The sequence below is a fragment of the Acinetobacter sp. YQ_14 genome (assembly GCF_043102985.1).
In the GTDB taxonomy this organism is placed as follows: Bacteria; Pseudomonadota; Gammaproteobacteria; order Pseudomonadales; family Moraxellaceae; genus Acinetobacter; species Acinetobacter venetianus.
Window position 1 is genome coordinate 34,395 of sequence record NZ_JBICJJ010000004.1, and the last position, 18,121, is coordinate 52,515.

Below are 18,121 nucleotides of genomic sequence, written 5' to 3' on the forward strand. Positions count from 1 at the left end.
AATTAAATTGACATATGTTATTGTCAATTTATCGGAAGATATCTTGACACAAACAATAATCAGATTAAATTAGAGTAAATACTCTAATTGTAGCAGAGGATGACCATGAGTCAGATTGCAGACAGTATCCAAATTCGCAATACCATTTTTAAAAATCGCATTATCAAAGGAGCAATGAGTGAGGCGCTCGCCAATCACGAAGGGCAGCCAAATGAATTGCATATTGGTTTGTATGAAGCTTGGGCAAAAGGTGGCTTGGGCTGTGCGATCACAGGCAATGTCATGGTGAATATTGCTGCTAAAAATGAACCTGGTGTGGTTGCGATTGAAACCGAACGTGATTTAGCTAAATTGCAACAATGGGCCGCAGTTGGGAAGAAATACGGTATGGTGCAACTTATTCAGTTGTCTCATCCAGGGCGTCAATGTCCAAAAGGGTTAAACAAAGAAACAGTTGCACCATCTGCTGTCCCTTTTAGTCCAATGCTTGCAACCATGTTTGGTACACCGCGTGAACTAACACATGATGAAATCCTCGATATTATCCAACGTTTTGCAACAGCCGCTGCCGTTTGTGAAAAGGCAGGATTTGAAGGTGTCCAGTTACATGGTGCGCACGGTTATTTGATCAGCCAATTTTTGTCACCATTGACCAATAAGCGTACTGATCAATGGGGTGGTTCAATTGAAAATCGTACGCGGTTTTTATTGGAAATTTATAAAGCAGTTCGTGCTGCAACCTCAGAAAACTTTATCATTTCAGTCAAATTAAACTCTGCTGATTTCCAACGTGGTGGAATCACTGAAGATGATGTGATTACAGTGTTTAAAACCATTGATGAGGCAGGGATTGATATTATCGAAATCTCTGGTGGTACGTATGAAGCACCTGCAATGGCTGGAGCAAAGGCCGAGTCACGTAAGGCAAGTACGATTGCACGAGAAGCGTATTTCCTTGAGTTCGCTGAAAAGATTCGTCAGCATGTATCATGCAAATTGATGGTGACAGGCGGCTTCCGTACTGTTGCTGGTATGAACGCCGCGCTTGAAAGCGGTGCATGTGATTTCATTGGTATTGCGCGACCGCTTGCTGTTGAAACAGATTTAACTAATCGTTTAATCGCAGGCAATGATGTACGTTATGCAGTGAACCAGATTAAAACAGGAATTCCTTTTGTTGATAAAATGGCAATTATGGAAATCATTTGGTATGCGGCACAATTTAAGGCGATTGGTCAGGGTAAGAAACCAAATCCAAAATTATCACCTCTAATTGTGTTCTTAAATTATGCAAAAGGAAATATTAAAGCGGTTGTCAAAGGGCGTGTTAATTCTCGAAAATCAGCATAATATTTTAAGGACGCTTCGGCGTCCTTTTTATTTCGAATAAAAATAAAAAATCACTTCATACCCTATAGAATATGTTGCTGATAAAGTCGTTTGAGCTTAGAGTTTCAATAACTTCATTTACAATAATTTTTATAAGTAGGGGAAATAGATGACCATGATTATTATTTTGATTGCTGTTTTTGCAGTCATTTTATTCTTTTTAGCGAATGTGAATAAGGCTAAAGGTAATAGAGGTGAGCGCAACCCAATCAAAGGTAAACGCATCATCACAATGAATGAACAACCAACTTTTTTAAGATTACGAGAAGCTTTGCCTGAGCATATTGTTTTAGCACAAGTTGCTTTTAGTGCATTTATGACAGCAAAAGGATATGCAACACGTAATTTATTTAATCGTAAAGTTGCTGATTTTGTTGTCTTAGATAAACAATTTAATGTAGTTGCGATTGTTGAACTCGATGATGCTTCACATAAAGGTAAGGAAGAAAAAGATGCTGACCGAGATGCATTAATTGCTGAGGCTGGTTATCGTGTGATCCGTTATAAAAGAACGCCTGACCTAGAGCAAGTACAAAAAGATTTCGGAATTATTAAAGTTGCTGAACTCGTTGAAGCACCTTTAGTTGAACCAAAAACACATTTAGTATCAGATGCATTTATTGTTGAAACAGATACCAATGAGCAAAAAAATATCTTAAATTTTATTTTGATACTCACAATAAAAAAGCCACTGTCTGAAAGATGCAGTGGCTTTTTTGAATTTGGCGTCCCTACGGGGATTCGAACCCCGGTTACCGCCGTGAAAGGGCGATGTCCTAGGCCTCTAGACGATAGGGACTTCTTGAGGTGGGTGTATATTAGGGTTCTGTCACCAAAGTGTCAAGAAGGTGAGGAGACAGTTTGTTCAAAATATAGCAAAACAGTTCAGCTGTCTTCTGAGTATCATATAAAGCAGAGTGCGCTTCTTTACCGTCGAACTCAATACCAGCTTGAATACATGCGCGAGCTAAGACAGTTTGACCAAACATCACTGCACTCAGCGTCACGGTATCAAAGACTGAAAAGCTGTGAAATGGATTCTGATTTTTTGTACCAGAACGTGCAATCGCAGCTTGTAAGAAACCCAAGTCAAAGTGAGCATTATGACCCACTAAGACCGCATGCGTACAATGCTGGGCCTTACGAACTTCATTCAATGACTTAAATATACGGCGTAATGCTGTTCGCTCATCTTCAGCCATTGCGATTCGCATTGGGTTAGATGGATCGATACCAATAAAATCTAAAGAACGACGATCTAAATTTGCGCCTTCAAATGGATTGATATGTGCATGGAATGAAGGGCCTGGAACAAATTGTCCTTGTTCATCATAGACAATCGGAATACAAGCAATTTCGAGTAAAGCATCGGTTTGCGAATTGAAACCTGCTGTTTCAACATCGACAACAACAGGTAAAAATCCACGAAAACGCTGGCCAATGACAGGAGCTTTGTTTTCTTCTTGGGTCACACTTTTCTCCATTGCAGTGTTTTGCCTGCATGAAGTGGAATAATTTTTTGACCATCAAGATAGTCAAGCGATTCGGCTACAGTATTTTCTTCTTTAACTAAAGTAATCGTAGACGTATTACGTGGTAAACCATAGAAGTCTGCACCAAACATGCTTGCAAAACCTTCTAAGCGTTCAATTTTACCCACTTGATCAAATGCTTGTGCATAAAGCTCAATTGCATTTGGTGCACTGTAGCAGCCTGCACAACCGCATGCGTTTTCTTTGGCATTTTGAGAGTGTGGTGCACTATCAGTACCCAAGAAGAATTTTGGATTACCACTTGTTGCAACTTCCAACAACGTTGTTTGATGCGTTTGACGTTTTAAAATTGGCAGGCAGTAGAAATGCGGTTTAACACCACCGACCAATAAATCATTACGATTGAAAAGTAAATGCTGCGGTGTGATTGTTGCAGCAACATTACGATCTTGTTCAAGAACAAAGTTAGCTGCATCACTGGTTGTAATATGTTCTAAAACAACTTTTAGTTTTGGAAATTGCTTTAACAGTGGAGATAAAATTTCATCAAGGAAGCGTTTTTCACGATCGAAAATATCGACATGATTATGAGTGACTTCACCATGCAAGAGTAATGGAACTTGATGTTCTTCTAATTGTTCGATGACGGCATATACTTTACGAATATCACTCACGCCATTATCCGAATTGGTTGTTGCGCCAGCAGGATAAAGTTTGATGGCATTAACAAATTCAGATTCTTTAATTTTACGAACTTCATCAGGTGAGGTGAAGTCAGTAAAGTAAAGTACCATGCGCGGATCGAAATGAAGACCTTCAGGTACGTGAGTTAGAATACGTTCACGGTAAGCTAAAGCTTCTTCTACCGTTTTTACAGGTGGAACTAGATTTGGCATACAGATTGCGCGCGCAAATTGTTTAGCTAAATCAGGTACAGTACGCTCTAAGGCTAAACCATCACGCAGGTGGGCGTGCCAATCATCTGGTTGTAAAAGGGTAATCGTGTTCAAGGTGCACTTCAAACTTAAAAATAATACAAATAATAATGCATAAAGTGTGAAAATGGTAACTACAATTACGGATAAGTGGTTAATCAAAGTGCACGACAAAATGACAAATTGTGTTATTTTTATGCGGCACAAGAATACAGCATTATAAGAAGAGTTAGAGGGATGGAAAATCAGTATGATCTTGAACAGTTAAGGCGGTCGAAAGAAGAGTTAGAGCAGCTTGTTTTTCAACATTTTAAAGGGAAGAAAACACAAAAGACTTTACCGTCTCAACTAGAAAATGAGTTCTGGCAATTTAATATTGATAGAACGCGGATTAATGCAATCCAATTTTTTGGTCAGGGTGTGATTACTTATACGATTTTTGTTCTCCTCATATTGCCTTCAAACTTTCTAGTTATCCGTTCTAGTCCCAATTTTATTGCCGATTTTGTTTATAGTATTTTGAGCCTACTCATAGTAGGCGGTGCATTATTTTTATTTTGGGTATTTGCTCGTTTTCGCAGGCTCAATAAACTATTTTATCCTGCCGTTTGTTGCATCGTATTTTCTACGATCGTTTTTCCATCGTTATTTATGATGAGTATCACCAATGTTGTCCTGCAAAATCAGGCAATGGTGATGATTGCCTTTTTATATATGTTGGGATTTATCCTAAGTGGCATACGACCTACACATATGTTATGGCTGGGTTCAATTGCTGCGATTAGTATTTTAGTATCTTTATATTTACTAGAAATACCCTGCGATTTTTTAATGTTGGGGCGGACATTTATTGGTAGTTTACTTTTAGGTTTTTCTATTAGTGTGATGCTGACATCTAAAGAACGAAAGCTATTTTTAAAAACTAAAATTTCAGAAATAGATGAAAGAATTTTACGTTTACAGGCTTCTGAGTTACTTCATTTAAGCCAGCATGATGAATTAACCAAAGTGTCAAATCGACGTACTTTCGAAGAGATGTTTAGTTATTATTATGACTTGGCATGTCGTGAAACCAAGTCAATGTCTGTGCTTTTTATTGATATTGATTATTTTAAAAACTATAACGATTTCTATGGTCATCAGATGGGTGATCAAGTAATTTCAGCAATTGCGAAAACAATTAAAAGTTCGATTCGACATATGGACTTTATTGCACGCTATGGTGGAGAAGAGTTTGTTGTTTTATTGCCCGAAACATCCGCACAAGGCGCTTATGCCGTTGCAACCAATATCTATAAAGCCATTGATCGGCTTATGATTCCACATGAAAAATCTTTAGTATCCAATCATGTGACTATTAGTCTAGGAATTACGGTATTTAATGGTAATCCCAAAATTAGCCAAGATGTCTTGATTCATACCGCTGACAAAGCGTTGTATCGCGCTAAACAATTAGGTCGGAATCAAATCTATTATCAACCCTTACCGATCGTAGAATAAAAAAACCGAATATAAATTATATTCGGTTTTTATGTCGCTCGATTGTCAAAATCATTCTAAGAATTTAACTGTAACACCTGAACGGACTTTAGCACCTAAATCATTTGCATCCCAGTTGGTTAAGCGGATACAACCATGTGATGCGGTCTTAGAAATTAAAGATGGGTTTGGTGTGCCATGAATACCAAATGATTTTTTACTTAAACCAATCCAGATATTGCCGACTGGAGCATTTGGACCAGGTGGTAACGAGAGAGGTTTAAGATTCTTACCTTGTACAAAGTTAGAAGGTGAGTAGCTATACCAAGGGTTTTTAGCAACACCTGTGACTTTATAGGTTCCTGTTGGTGATGGTGTGTCTGTACTACCAATAGTTGCAGGAAATGAGGCAATCATTTGATTTTGGCTGTTGAACAAATAAAGCTGTCTAGCGCCTTTGTGTGCAACGATTAAGTGAATGTCTTCAGGTAAATCGTTGCGAACATTCGCAACAACGATTTTTTCACCCACTTTTTTAAAGTTCGCGCGAGGGTTAAGTTGTTTTAGGAAATTTTCATCCATATGGAATTTTTCGCCTAACATTTCTGTTACGCGAGTGTAATAAAGCCCTTTCATTTTTGCTTGTAAAGCATAGTCAGAAGGAATTGAATCTGCATATGGCCCTTTTAGGTCATCTTCAGTGATGGTGTACTCAACATAAGCAGGTTTGGTCTGTTTTGCGACCAATGCATCCCATGTTTCTTTGGTCAATTCACCTGTTGGTGTAATTCCATTCATTTGTTGGAATGAAGCAATCGCTTTTAAGGTGTTTTTACCACTTGAACCATCAATCGCACCTGGTGAAGCGTGCGCATTATTTAGCATAACATGGGCGCGGGCATAGGCTGGGTGCTTACCTCTTGGTAAGCCTTCAGGCCATTCTGCATTATTAATCGCATCCATTTTCCATGACGTTGGAATTTCTGGTGGTAAAGCTGCTGTTGTAGTATCTGGAGCTTTGTCTAAGTTTTTAGATACGACAGATGCAGTATTTACTTGCGGCTGTGAAGCTGGTTGAGCCACAACAGCAGAAGCTGGGCTTGTATTTATGACAGGTTGTGAAGCTGGTTGAGCTACAACACTTGATGCTGCACGATCAATTGCCAAAGGATCTATTGGATCTTGGATTGGTGCTGAGATTATTTTTGGATTTAAAGGTTGCTCAGTTGTTGGAGCAGCGAAAGCAACATTAGCAATAATACAACTTAAACTCATAGCGAGTAATGAGCGAACAAACATGTAATTCAACCTTAAGAATTATTCATATTGAGATATAAGATGTTGCAAGTATTACAGAAAATAAGCTGAGTTGCAGTAGCTGTTTTGTGTCAAAGCGAAATTTTTAGCCCAAGGCAGATTTTTTGTATGGAATTATAATTTCTAGGCTAACTTTGCTATCATGCGCGCTACATGAAAGAATTTAGAGATTGGTAATGACAACGTTGAAAAATGATCGTTTTTTACGAGCTTTATTACGTGAACCTGTTGATACAACTCCCGTGTGGATGATGCGTCAGGCAGGTCGTTATTTACCAGAATATCGTGAAACTCGTGCTCAAGCAGGTGATTTCCTTTCTTTGTGTAAAAATACTGATTTTGCTTGCGAAGTGACTTTACAGCCATTACGCCGTTATGAACTTGATGCCGCAATTCTTTTTTCAGATATTTTAACAGTTCCTGATGCTTTAGGTTTAGGTTTGTATTTTGAAACAGGCGAAGGGCCAAAGTTCCATAAAACAGTCCGTACTGAACAAGATGTTGCAAATTTGCCTAAGTTAAATGCGAAGTCGGATCTAGCATATGTCATGAATGCTGTTACAACCATTCGATCTGCTTTAAATGGCCAAGTCCCTTTAATTGGTTTTTCTGGTAGCCCTTGGACACTTGCAACATATATGGTTGAAGGTGGTTCAAGTAAAGAGTTCCGTTTTACGAAGAATATGATGTATGCACAGCCAGAAGTATTGCATGCGTTATTAGATCATCTTGCAGATTCCGTTATTGATTATCTGAATGCACAAATTGATGCTGGTGCACAAGCAATCCAAATTTTTGATAGCTGGGGTGGTGCATTAGCACATCGAGAATATGTTGAATTTTCACTCAATTATATGAAGAAAATTATTGCAGGTCTTCAACGTGAAAAAGATGGTCGTCGTATTCCAATTATTGTCTTTACCAAAGGTGGTGGACAATGGCTAGAAGCGATGGTGGGTACTGGTGCAGATGCTTTTGGGGTGGATTGGACCACGCCATTATATACAGCGAGAGATGTGATTGCTGGTCGCGCAGCATTACAAGGCAATCTCGATCCAGCAGTACTGTATGGTTCAGCAGCATCCATTGAAAAATCAGTAAAAGCAATGCTCGATGATGCTTATGCGAATGGCGAAAAAACAGGTTATGTTGCTAACTTAGGGCATGGTATTACGCAATGGGTTGATCCTGCTCAGCCGAAAATCTTTGTCGATACTGTTCATGAATATAGTGCGAAATATTTAGGTTGATTTTAAATCTCTAATCAATATCTGATGTTAGGATCAATCTTGTGCAGTTGATTGTTTTACCGCTACATTTTATCGCTAAGGCAGCTTCGGCTGCCTTATTTGGATTATTACTTTTAATTGCTTTTGCATTAACAGCACCGATGGGAAGCAATGAGTATTTTGGTTTCTTCCGTTATGATTATCTGCTTTTTTATGCTTTGATCATTCAAGCTTGCCTGATCTATTTGAAGCTCGAGTCATGGGCAGAAGCAAAAGTCATTGCTTTGTTTCATATCATAGCGATGGGGATGGAGATTTTTCTCACACATCCAGCAATTGCTTCTTGGCAGTATCCGCAACCTGCTGTATTTAAATTACTTACAGTGCCACTTTTTGCTGGATTTATGTATTCGGCTGTAGGTAGCTTTTTTGCGAGATCTCTTAGATTATACCAAGTTGCATTTGAGAACTTACCAAGATTCAGCAATATGTTGTGCCTCGCTGTTTTATCTTATTTAAATTTCATGACTAAGTTTTTTATTGCAGATATTCGTATTGCATTATTTATTTGGAGTATCATCATTTTTTGGAAAACAAAACTACATTTTCAGCTTCAGCAGAAGCATTTTAAAATTCCAATGTTACCTGTTTTATTATTATTGGCCTTCTTGATTTGGATCGCAGAAAATATTAGTACATTTTATAAAATATGGTTGTATCCAAGCCAAGTTGATGCATGGCATATGGTGGGATGGGGCAAGTTAGGTTCATGGTATTTATTATTACTATTAAGTCTGGTATTGGTACTTAAAATTCTAGGTAATCGCAATGGAAGTGGAAAGTGGCAGTTAAAATAAACTGTATTTTTAGATGAATATGGTGATTACAAAGCTCGGTTTATAAATATTTCAACTTTATTTCAAAATCTATTTGCTAAAAAGGAATAACCTCGTTATTTTAATTCTTGTGTAAAAATTTTGCACATTAAAATAGTGATAAAGAATAGTTAAAATAATTGATACTGGAGATCTTTCCTATGTTAAAAAAAATTGCATTGGCCGCTCTATTGGCAGCTGGTTCAACTGTAGCAATGGCAGATAATGATGTTGGTTGTGGTGTTGGTACACAAGTTTGGGCAGGTAAAAAGGGTGTTGCACCTAAAATTCTTGCTGCAACAACTAACGGTATTTTTACAAACCAATTATTAGGGATCACTTTTGGTACTTTAGGATGCCGTCAAGGTGGTACAGTGACTGCTCAAGTGGTGACATTTACTAATGAAAATGCGGAAGCTCTGGCACGTGATATGGCTGTTGGTCAAGGTGAAAGCTTGAATGTTCTTGCTGAGCTTATGCAGATTAAAGCTCAAGATAAAGCACGTTTCTTCGCAGTTTCAAAAGCGAACTTTGCTGAAATTTACTCAAGCAAAAATCAAAATACACTTCAAGTTTTAGACTCTTTACAAAGCGTTATGGCAAAAGATGCTGTATTGAAAGCTTATGTCTAATCTTTGATACTTTGGAACCCTGTCATTTGGCAGGGTTTTCTTATATTCGATAGATTGCTTCGATCATTTTATTGGTTCGCAATAAAAAGCTGATGGATGAGAGACGTGATTTGTTGTCAGATTGATAATTCTTAAAAATGTTTGTTGCTGAATGAAATTTGTTACTTGTATTGTCGCTTCTATATTATGTCAAGCTGCTTATGCTGTAGCTCCATCTGATATTCAAAACTATATAAATCTAGCTGAACAAAAAAAATTGGATCAAGACATGACTTGGCAACGATTGATGTATGCTGATCAGTCACAAACCAGTGAGGTGAATTATGACGGCTATTTTTATGCGATTGATGGTAAAACCAATATAAAAAATGAGCTTCATGCAGATATTCAAACTTTGTTTCAACAAACCGAAAATAATCAGTCTATTCGCTGTAAATTTCCTGCGCGTAGCCGTTGGTTGATCGAGCAGTTGCAAATCCCAGCTCAACAACTTCCAAATGTGAACTGCGATGAGTTTGAAGCATGGATTAATCAGATCAAGCCATATAAAGCGACCTTGATTTATGCAACAGACTTTATGGGTAATCCAAGTTCGATGTTTGGGCATACACTTTTGCGATTAGACCCCAAAGATCAGAAACAACTTAATTTAGTTTCTTATGCTGTGAATTATGCTGCTACTGTAAATGGTCAAGATAACTGGTCATATGCTTGGAAAGGGCTAACAGGGCAATATCCTGGTGAATATTCCTTAATGCCTTATTATCGTAAAGTCAAAGAATATGGTGATTTTGAAAGTCGTGATTTGTGGGAATATGAACTCAACTTAACTCCTGAGGAAACACGCTTCTTGGTGGAACATATTTGGGAAATGCAGCATGTGAGTTTCCCTTATTATTTTGTCAGTGATAACTGTGCTTATCGTTTGTTAGGACTGATTGATTTGGTTCGGCCAGAGCTAAATTTAAAAAAACAGTTTAATTATGCTGCGATTCCAATTGAGACATTAAAAGCGGTTGATGATCAGAACTTAGTGAAAGATGTCGTTTATCGTCCAGCACTTGAAACTCAATTGCTTTCACAGGCGAAGCAGCATGGGACACATTTGGCTAAAGTTGCGCACAAAGTTGCTTTACTACCATCAGATCAAATTCAAGCTGTTCTAAGTGCTTATAACATTCAAGATCAAGCTAAAATTTTAGAGATGGCATACGACGACTTATATTTGCAATTTGTCAGTCGCGTTGTTGAAACAGAAATTGCTCAACCGCGATTACGACAATTATTAGCATTGCGTAGTCAAATAGAAGTTGATAAACAACGTCAAGCACCGACTCGCCCGAAGATGCAACCTGTTGAAGGACACTATGCGCGTAATATCTCAGTCAATGGAGGAGAGTCACAAGGCAAGGCGTTTGTTGAGTTAGGACATCGCCAAGCCTACCATGATTTGATTGATCCTCAAGGTGGCTATCGCCTAGGTACACAGCTTTTGTTTTTAGATGGAAGTGTTCAATATCGAGATGATCAGCTCAAACTTGAGCATTTGGATTTACTTTCGGTGAATTCTTATAATCCGATTCAACCCTTTAAATCACCAATCAGCTGGGGCTTTAATTTTGGCTGGAAGCAAGAAGCAGTCTATGATGGACAATTTAGTGAAGATCAGCAGCATGGTGTAATGAACTTAAACATGCAGGCGGGCTATAGTTTGGCAGATTATGATCGACGTCATCTATGTTATGCCCAATTACAAGGGCATGTGCAAGGTGGAAAAAACTTAGATAAAGGTTGGCGTGTTGGCGCTGGGCCAACGGTGGGTTGTATGAATCGATGGACGGATCGAATCAATAGTGTCTTACAAGTTGAATTGCCGTATTGGCAAGATCAAAATCAGTGGAATCTGAAACTGGGTTCTCAATTTCAATATAGTTTTGACTCAAATAATGCCATGCGATTGAATTGGGATTTTGAACAACAAGATCATAAGGAGTGGAATAAAGTCGGTTTAGGTTATATTCGTTTTTTCTAGATCTTAGACTTCTCTTAGAGAGTTCATCGTTTCTAATGGACTGTGTTCCTCTATGGTAAAGAAGTCTAGTCATAATCTATTTGAATAAAAGAGAATACTAATACTATGCCTCAACCACGACATAATATTTCTTTACAGCCTCAACGACTTCAAATGTACCGACAAAAGATGGCGGAATGATACCCGCTTGACCTGCTGATATTTCAACAAAAGACTTGTTGTCAGTATCATGCAAGCGAACAATTCCTTCGATGACTTGGAAAAACTCTTGTTTGTTGTCAGCAAATACAATATTCCACGCACCCACTTCACATTGCCAAATGCCACAACTCATATTGGGATGTTCATAGAGGCTGTGTGTCAAACGTTGCGGATTACCTTTTACAAGTCGATGTGGTCGAGGATAGTCTATCGCTGCATTCGTCTGCTCTAAACTAGATGGATCGAGTAATAATGCTGTAGCTGTCATATTTCATGATGGGTGTGCTTAAATTAAGCTAATTATAAAGCATCTTTATACGTCTAAGTTAAGCTTACTAAAATGACAAAATGAATTTGATTAAGAAAAATTAGAAATAAAAAAGCCTCAATTGAATTGAGGCTTTAAGAGCCATATTACTTAGTAGCTTTCTGGTACAGCACTTAAAAATTCACGACGTGCATCTTTATCAGTCTTAAAATCACCAACAAAAGAAACGGTACGAGTCGTAGATTCTTGTTTACCTACGCCTCGCATCATCATGCACATATGCGCTGAATCAATCACCACTGCAACACCACGTGCTTTCGTTACATCAGCAACAGCTTCGGCAATTTGCTGGGTTAGATTTTCTTGAATCTGCAAGCGGCGAGCAAACATTTCTGTAATACGGGCAAATTTAGATAGACCTAAAACTTGACCTTCTGGTAAATAAGCAATGTGTACACGACCATAAAAAGGGAGCAGGTGGTGTTCACAAAGTGAATAAAATTCAATATTTTTAACCAATACCATTTCATGGTTATCGGATGGGAAAACCGCACTATTTGTAACTTCTTCAAGCGTTTTACTATAACCAGAAGTTAAAAAAGAAAAAGCTTTAGCCGCACGCATAGGCGTATCTTTGAGGCCTGGGCGATTCAAATCTTCACCAACGGCAGTTAAGATGTTTGCGTACGATTGCTGCATAGACATAACAATGTTCACTTAGGTGGGTTGAACAAAACGGGAATTGTATCAGAAAACGATTCAAAAACTTACTTTTGAGTCAAATGCCGATTATTGTTTGTACTTTGGATTCTTTTCTGCTCGTTTTAATAGGACTAAAACAGCACCAGTGCCGCCTTGATTTTCAGGCGCACTGACAAAAGCAAGAACATCGCGATGTTGTCTGAGCCAGCCATTTACATAGGTTTTTAAAATTGCTTCTGGGCCTTTACCATGAACAATTTTAATGACGTTTTGATTTTCATCTTTGGCCATTTGAATGATTTGTAAAACTGCAGCGCGCGCTTGTTCAACTGTACAACCATGCAAATCGACTGCTTCGAACCAACGAATTTTACCCGCTTTCAAATCTTCAAATACTTTGTGTTGTAGGGTCGCAATGCGATAGCTCAATGCTGCTTGACTGGCAACAGGATTTAAAATGGCTTGCGTATCTGAAATTTCAGTAAGTTCTTGCTCAGCACCACCTTCTGCAGCAGCGCGCTTTGCTAAAGTTTGGGCATCGACTTTTTTACTACGCATAACTTTGGTATCGGCAATATTTTTATTGTCGATCGGTTTGACCCCAAGAAGGGCTTTTTTAAAAAGTTCTGTATCTTCCAATTCTTCAGCGGCAGCTTGCGCCTTTTTTGATTCGGCTTGCTTCGCAATCGCGCTGGATTGTGGATTAGAGATTTGCTTTTTAAAGGCTTTCAGTAAATTAAACTGATCTTTAGAAAGCGAAGAATCATGTTTACTCATAATGTTAGAAAAATAGGCAAGATACGAGAGAAGTGTAAAATTATAGTCTGAATCCGTGATGATTTGAACTGAATTGCATTCGTGCGATCTTTGATAGGAGGGGTGAATAATTAGCGATAAATAACAATTCATTTTCTAAAATAAAAATCATAGTTTATATTGATGGCTTATATAGTCTATATTTTATAGAACGTTCACCACTCAATATAACTTCACCCTCTAATTGAAATTCCCATAAATAAATTCCTTTTAAATTTTTTCTTGTTGGAGGGAGTAAAATAGTAACTGATTCGAAGCCCATATTATTTTTTCAATAAAATAAATGAGGCATAAAAAAAGCCCAATGATAAAGAATTGGGCTTTTCATCTATTTTGAATTTAAACCTGTTTTGGCTGACCAAACAATTCACCAAATGCCACATCAGGCCTAGGCTGTTTCATAAAGCTCTCGCCAACAAGGAACGTATGAATATCATTGGCTTGCATCATTGCAACATCGTCAGGTGTGGCAATACCACTTTCAGTGACTAACAAGCGAGATGCAGGGAGTAATTTCTTCAAACGAATGGATGTCTCTAAATCAACATCAAAGGTTTTAAGATTACGGTTGTTTACGCCTAAAATACATTGTTCAGAAAGTTTTAAAGCACGTTCTAATTCATATTCATCATGTACTTCAACCAATACATCTAATTGATGTTCAAATGCGGTTTTAGACATTTCTTCTAATTGTTGATCGGACAAGCAAGCCACGATTAATAAAATACAATCTGCTTGTAATGCACGTGCTTCGACAACATTGTAAGGATCAACTAAGAAATCTTTACGCAAAGCAGGTAAGGCACAATGTTGACGTGCAATGGCAATATTTTCATCTGTACCTTGGAAGAAATCTACATCTGTTAGAACAGAAAGACACGCTGCACCAGCTTGTTCGTACTGTTGAGCAATTTCAGCAGGATTAAAGTCTGCACGAATCACGCCTTTAGATGGAGAGGCTTTTTTAATTTCAGCAATCACAGCAGGACGTTTGTGTTGTAAGGCATTGGCGAAACCACGTACAGGTGTCGCTGCTTTTGCCCATTCTTCAACATCATGCAGGTTACGTTGTTTTAAACGTGCTGCAAGTTCCTCATGTTTGCGGTCAACAATTTTACCTAAAATGGTATTTTGAATATTGATCATGAGAAGTCCTTAGTCTGCTTGATATTGTTTCAATGTTTTGGTGAATTCAGCCAGGATACTCATTTTTTCAGTGGCTTGACCGCCATAAAGAATATCTTGAGCAAGTTCAACAGCTTGTTTGTAGGTGCTAGTAATTCCTGCAACATAGATGCCTGCACCTGCGTTCAGTGCAATCATATTGGCAGCTTTTTCGCCAATCTCTGATTTATCTCGACCGAGTGCATCTTTAATCAGTTTTAAGCTTTCTTCAGAACTATTGACTGTTAGACCTGATAGAGTTTGAGATTGAATACCAACATCATCTGGACTTAATGTCCATTCCGTAATTTCGCCATTCTTTAGTTCAGCGACTGCCGTCGGTGCAGCAAGACTAATTTCATCTAAACCATCTTTAGAATGAACAACCAGTACATGCTCTGCACCAAGTTGTTTCAGTACTTCTGCAATTGGGCGGCAAAGTTCATCTGAGAATACACCAATGACAAAACGGTTCACGCCAGCAGGATTGGTGAGTGGTCCTAATAAATTAAAAATACTACGAATACCTAACTCACGACGTGGTGCAACCGCATATTTCATTGCTTTGTGGTGATTAGGTGCAAATAGAAAACCTACACCAATTTCACGGATGCAACGTTCAGTTTGCTTCATATCGAGATCAAGTTGGATACCCATTTGCTCAAGCACATCAGAAGAGCCAGATTTGCTTGAAACGCCACGATTACCATGTTTTGCAATTGTTGCACCAGCAGCGGCGATCACAAAACTTGAGGCAGTTGAAACATTAAATAAATTTTGTCCATCACCACCCGTTCCGACGATATCGACGAGGTGTGGAATGTCGCTAACATCAATCTTAATTGCAAATTCACGCATGATCCGTGCAGCAGCAGTAATTTCATCTATGCTTTCACCTTTCATACGCAGACCCATCATCAGCGCGCCGATTTGAGCATCTGTCGCTTCACCTTGCATAATACTGCGCATTACATCTTCCATTTGGGGTTGGGTAAGATGAATGTTTTTAGTAATGTGATTGAGAGCCTGTTGGATATTCATAGTCATGAGTTACAGCATTATGATTAATTAAAAAATTGAGAAATAAATAGATTGATCGCAATTGGTTCGGTATGACTTGACTGTGATACATGATCTAAAAGCTAGCGAGTTATGTTATCAGAAAATAATGTAGATTTTATACGCTTTAAATAAAAACTATCTTGTGCTTCAAAATTAGACATATTGCTATATTTTTCAACTATTATAATCAGCGAATAAATAATTTCATCAATATATAATTCTGTCTTTATGGAAACAAGAATATGCAGATCAGCCAGCTTTTTAATTATCCAGTGAAGTCCTGTAAAGGAAATAGACTTTCGACAATGGAAATTGATGGTTTTGGTCCTAAATGGGATCGACGTTGGATGATTGTTGATCCTGATGGGCGGTTTATCACCCAAAGGCAAGTCGCAGAAATGGGACAAATTGGTGTTACGGTTTCATCTGATCGCGTATGTTTTGATTATCAGTCAGAGAAGATCGAGCTCAGTATGATCGAAGCGCAAGGTCAGAAAGATGAGCGCTTAGTGACTGTCTGGCAGGATAAACTTTCTGGGAATCGTATCCATCATCCTGTTAATGCTTGGTTAAGCCAAAAACTTGGACGAGAGGTACAGTTGATTTATATGCCACAAGAGACAGTTCGCCAAGTAGATTTAGAGTACGCACAGTTAGGTGATCGCGTAGGATTTGCGGATGGCTTTCCATTCTTGATTATTAGTGAAGCATCTGTTGAGTTTCTAGCTGAGAAAGTAGGTTATCCGCTGGATGTACAGCGTTTTAGACCCAATATTGTGGTGTCGGGGTGTGATGCATTTGCTGAGGATCAATGGAGACAGATACAAATTGGAGATATTGTCTTTGATCTTGTTAAACAGTGTTCTCGATGTGTGATTCCAACAATTGATTTGAAAACGAGTCAAAAGCAACCTGAAATCATGCAAGCAATGCTCAAATATAGAAAACAGGGCACTAAAGTCATGATGGGGCAGAATGCATTACACCGTGGAGAAGGGTATATTACAATTGGGCAGGATGTAAAAATTATTCGTTGAGTTTAATTCTTAGTTTTTATGAAAAGCCAATTCATTTCAATGAATTGGCTTTTGTATATGGAAACTCGTTTGGTTAAGTTATCTCATGGTCTGGATTTCTAACACCTAATAATTGACTTGTTGCCGTACCCGCCGTCATTGAACCATTGACGTTAAGTGCAGTACGTCCCATGTCGATTAGCGGTTCAATTGATATGAGTAAAGCCACCAAAGTCACAGGAAGCCCCATAGCCGGGAGTACGATGAGAGCGGCAAAGGTTGCACCACCGCCGACACCAGCAACACCAATAGAACTGAGCGTTACAATCACAACCAGTTGCGCAATCCAAAGTGGCTCTAAAGGATTGATTCCAACAGTAGGTGCGACCATTACAGCAAGCATCGCTGGATATAAACCAGCACAACCATTTTGACCGATCGTTGCACCAAACGAAGCTGAGAAGCTTGCGATTCCTTCAGGTACGCCAAGCTGTTTGCTTTGTGTTTCGATGTTTAATGGAATACTTGCTGCACTGGAACGACTGGTAAAAGCAAAGGTTAAAACTGGAAATACTTTCTTGAAAAAGTCGATCGGATTAACACGAACAAATAATAAAATCAGTCCATGAACGATAAACATGATTGCAAGCCCTAAATAGGATGCTGCAACGAATTCACCTAATTTCACAATATCAGCTAGGTTTGCGCTTGCGACCATTTTCGTCATTAATGCCAGTACACCATAAGGTGTAAACTGCATCACTAATCGAACTAAACTGATAATGAGTGCTTGTAATGCCTCAATTCCTTGTCTGATTCTTTCACCATTTACAGCATCTTTTGCCATAAGCTGTAATGCTGCAACGCCTAAGAAAGCAGAGAAAATAACGACGCTAATAATCGCTGTTGGGCGAATGCCTGTTAGATCCGCAAAAGGATTTTGTGGAAAAAGTGACAGCAATAATTGTGGAATATTGAGATCAGAAACTTGACCGATATATTGGCTTTCAATTGTGGCGAGGCGAGCGGCTTCTTTGGTTCCTTGAACAAGACCTTCAGCAGTTAAGCCGAATAGATTGGTCACGCTAATCCCGACTATGGCAGCAATTGCGGTGGTGAATAGCAAGATTCCAATGGTGAATACACTTATTTTACCAAGAGAAGTTGTTTGATGTAACTTTACAACAGCACTTAAAATCGAGATAAAAATAAGTGGCATGATCACCATTTGTAAGAGCTGAACATAGCCATTTCCGACAATATTAAACCATGCAATAGATTGTTCGATGATGGGGTTATCACCGTAAATGGTTTTTAATGCAAGCCCAAAAACGATACCGACAACCATACCAATCAAAACTTTCTTTGAGAGGCTCCAGTCTTGGCGATAACTAAAAAATAATCCTGCTAAAAGCAAAATAAAAACGAGAATATTCAATAATACGAGAGCATTCACAATAAATGTCCTGATAGATGGCTCAGGGAGGAGGGAGAGTTATTTAAGTTATAAA

16 protein-coding genes, 1 tRNA gene and 1 pseudogene are annotated in these 18,121 nt (G+C 38.5%); 8 read left to right on the top strand and 10 right to left on the bottom strand.

The window, feature by feature from the left end:
* The first annotated feature begins 105 nt into the window (after positions 1-105).
* Both ACF8D3_RS02440 and ACF8D3_RS02445 read left to right on the top strand, forming a co-directional pair.
* The gene (locus tag ACF8D3_RS02440) at positions 106-1,350 is read left to right on the top strand and encodes an NADH:flavin oxidoreductase/NADH oxidase family protein (RefSeq protein ID WP_061392867.1); all 1,245 of its coding nucleotides are present in this window, start codon (positions 106-108) and stop codon (positions 1,348-1,350) included.
* A gap of 148 nt (positions 1,351-1,498) precedes the next feature.
* Positions 1,499-2,038, top strand: a pseudogene (locus ACF8D3_RS02445) (DUF2726 domain-containing protein); the annotation flags it as partial.
* A gap of 74 nt (positions 2,039-2,112) precedes the next feature.
* On the opposite strand, the gene ACF8D3_RS02450 reads toward ACF8D3_RS02445, so the two are convergent.
* The 3 genes from ACF8D3_RS02450 to pyrC form a co-directional block, all read right to left on the bottom strand.
* A tRNA-Glu gene (locus tag ACF8D3_RS02450) sits at positions 2,113-2,188 on the bottom strand.
* 19 nt (positions 2,189-2,207) lie between these two features.
* Positions 2,208-2,873: a ribonuclease T gene (gene rnt / locus ACF8D3_RS02455; RefSeq protein ID WP_026094137.1), complete on the bottom strand. Its 666-nt coding sequence runs from the start codon at positions 2,871-2,873 to the stop codon at positions 2,208-2,210.
* Positions 2,858-3,892, bottom strand: coding sequence for a dihydroorotase (gene pyrC / locus ACF8D3_RS02460; protein ID WP_004880787.1), 1,035 nt, complete (start codon positions 3,890-3,892; stop codon positions 2,858-2,860). The genes rnt and pyrC overlap by 16 nt, the downstream gene beginning before the upstream one ends.
* Positions 3,893-4,054: 162 nt before the next feature.
* Here pyrC and ACF8D3_RS02465 point away from each other — a divergent pair, with 162 nt between their 5' ends.
* On the top strand, positions 4,055-5,317 hold the full coding sequence (locus tag ACF8D3_RS02465) for a diguanylate cyclase (protein ID WP_278395961.1): 1,263 nt from the start codon (positions 4,055-4,057) through the stop codon (positions 5,315-5,317).
* A 51-nt stretch (positions 5,318-5,368) separates the two neighbouring features.
* Here ACF8D3_RS02465 and ACF8D3_RS02470 read toward each other — a convergent pair whose 3' ends face one another.
* Positions 5,369-6,595: a L,D-transpeptidase family protein gene (locus tag ACF8D3_RS02470; RefSeq protein WP_392469928.1), complete on the bottom strand. Its 1,227-nt coding sequence runs from the start codon at positions 6,593-6,595 to the stop codon at positions 5,369-5,371.
* Between the two features lie 194 nt (positions 6,596-6,789).
* Here ACF8D3_RS02470 and hemE point away from each other — a divergent pair, with 194 nt between their 5' ends.
* From hemE to ACF8D3_RS02490, 4 genes are all read left to right on the top strand, one after another.
* Entirely contained in the window at positions 6,790-7,863 is a 1,074-nt protein-coding gene (gene hemE, locus ACF8D3_RS02475) for a uroporphyrinogen decarboxylase (protein ID WP_392469931.1), read from the top strand.
* A gap of 41 nt (positions 7,864-7,904) precedes the next feature.
* Complete coding sequence (locus ACF8D3_RS02480; protein ID WP_392469933.1) at positions 7,905-8,699, top strand: DUF817 family protein; 795 nt, start codon at positions 7,905-7,907, stop codon at positions 8,697-8,699.
* A gap of 179 nt (positions 8,700-8,878) precedes the next feature.
* A complete protein-coding gene (locus tag ACF8D3_RS02485) occupies positions 8,879-9,349 on the top strand; it encodes a DUF3015 family protein (RefSeq protein WP_007482736.1) in 471 nt (156 codons plus the stop codon).
* Between the two features lie 151 nt (positions 9,350-9,500).
* Positions 9,501-11,381 carry a DUF4105 domain-containing protein gene (locus ACF8D3_RS02490; protein ID WP_392469935.1) on the top strand — a complete coding sequence of 627 codons (1,881 nt, stop codon included), beginning with the start codon at positions 9,501-9,503 and terminating at the stop codon, positions 11,379-11,381.
* A 103-nt stretch (positions 11,382-11,484) separates the two neighbouring features.
* Here the strand turns inward: ACF8D3_RS02490 and ACF8D3_RS02495 are convergent, their stop codons facing one another.
* The 5 genes from ACF8D3_RS02495 to trpD all read right to left on the bottom strand — a co-directional run bounded on the left by ACF8D3_RS02495 (position 11,485) and on the right by trpD (position 15,573).
* Positions 11,485-11,850, bottom strand: coding sequence for a cupin domain-containing protein (locus ACF8D3_RS02495; RefSeq protein WP_392469936.1), 366 nt, complete (start codon positions 11,848-11,850; stop codon positions 11,485-11,487).
* A gap of 150 nt (positions 11,851-12,000) precedes the next feature.
* Positions 12,001-12,549 (bottom strand): GTP cyclohydrolase I FolE, encoded by a 549-nt coding sequence (gene folE / locus ACF8D3_RS02500; protein ID WP_019384954.1) that lies wholly within the window; start codon positions 12,547-12,549, stop codon positions 12,001-12,003.
* Positions 12,550-12,639: 90 nt separating this feature from the next.
* Positions 12,640-13,329: a Smr/MutS family protein gene (locus tag ACF8D3_RS02505; protein WP_007482739.1), complete on the bottom strand. Its 690-nt coding sequence runs from the start codon at positions 13,327-13,329 to the stop codon at positions 12,640-12,642.
* Positions 13,330-13,707: 378 nt separating this feature from the next.
* On the bottom strand, positions 13,708-14,514 hold the full coding sequence (gene trpC / locus ACF8D3_RS02510) for an indole-3-glycerol phosphate synthase TrpC (protein WP_004880769.1): 807 nt from the start codon (positions 14,512-14,514) through the stop codon (positions 13,708-13,710).
* Between the two features lie 9 nt (positions 14,515-14,523).
* Positions 14,524-15,573: an anthranilate phosphoribosyltransferase gene (gene trpD / locus ACF8D3_RS02515; RefSeq protein WP_081104360.1), complete on the bottom strand. Its 1,050-nt coding sequence runs from the start codon at positions 15,571-15,573 to the stop codon at positions 14,524-14,526.
* A gap of 263 nt (positions 15,574-15,836) precedes the next feature.
* Between trpD and ACF8D3_RS02520 the strand changes: the two genes are divergently transcribed.
* The gene (locus ACF8D3_RS02520) at positions 15,837-16,631 is read left to right on the top strand and encodes an MOSC domain-containing protein (RefSeq protein ID WP_392469938.1); all 795 of its coding nucleotides are present in this window, start codon (positions 15,837-15,839) and stop codon (positions 16,629-16,631) included.
* 73 nt (positions 16,632-16,704) lie between these two features.
* Here ACF8D3_RS02520 and ACF8D3_RS02525 read toward each other — a convergent pair whose 3' ends face one another.
* Complete coding sequence (locus ACF8D3_RS02525) at positions 16,705-18,066, bottom strand: L-cystine transporter (protein ID WP_392469940.1); 1,362 nt, start codon at positions 18,064-18,066, stop codon at positions 16,705-16,707.
* Positions 18,067-18,121: the final 55 nt, after the last annotated feature.

Excerpts from the sequence above, each read along its gene's own strand:
- ACF8D3_RS02440 (WP_061392867.1), top strand. The coding sequence starts at position 106 with ATGAGTCAGATTGCAGACAGTATCCAAATTCGCAATACCATTTTTAAA.
- rnt (WP_026094137.1), bottom strand. The coding sequence starts at position 2,873 with ATGGAGAAAAGTGTGACCCAAGAAGAAAACAAAGCTCCTGTCATTGGC.
- ACF8D3_RS02465 (WP_278395961.1), top strand. The coding sequence starts at position 4,055 with ATGGAAAATCAGTATGATCTTGAACAGTTAAGGCGGTCGAAAGAAGAG.
- ACF8D3_RS02470 (WP_392469928.1), bottom strand. The coding sequence starts at position 6,595 with ATGTTTGTTCGCTCATTACTCGCTATGAGTTTAAGTTGTATTATTGCT.
- hemE (WP_392469931.1), top strand. The coding sequence starts at position 6,790 with ATGACAACGTTGAAAAATGATCGTTTTTTACGAGCTTTATTACGTGAA.
- ACF8D3_RS02485 (WP_007482736.1), top strand. The coding sequence starts at position 8,879 with ATGTTAAAAAAAATTGCATTGGCCGCTCTATTGGCAGCTGGTTCAACT.
- ACF8D3_RS02490 (WP_392469935.1), top strand. The coding sequence starts at position 9,501 with ATGAAATTTGTTACTTGTATTGTCGCTTCTATATTATGTCAAGCTGCT.
- ACF8D3_RS02495 (WP_392469936.1), bottom strand. The coding sequence starts at position 11,850 with ATGACAGCTACAGCATTATTACTCGATCCATCTAGTTTAGAGCAGACG.
- folE (WP_019384954.1), bottom strand. The coding sequence starts at position 12,549 with ATGCAGCAATCGTACGCAAACATCTTAACTGCCGTTGGTGAAGATTTG.
- ACF8D3_RS02505 (WP_007482739.1), bottom strand. The coding sequence starts at position 13,329 with ATGAGTAAACATGATTCTTCGCTTTCTAAAGATCAGTTTAATTTACTG.
- trpC (WP_004880769.1), bottom strand. The coding sequence starts at position 14,514 with ATGATCAATATTCAAAATACCATTTTAGGTAAAATTGTTGACCGCAAA.
- trpD (WP_081104360.1), bottom strand. The coding sequence starts at position 15,573 with ATGAATATCCAACAGGCTCTCAATCACATTACTAAAAACATTCATCTT.
- ACF8D3_RS02520 (WP_392469938.1), top strand. The coding sequence starts at position 15,837 with ATGCAGATCAGCCAGCTTTTTAATTATCCAGTGAAGTCCTGTAAAGGA.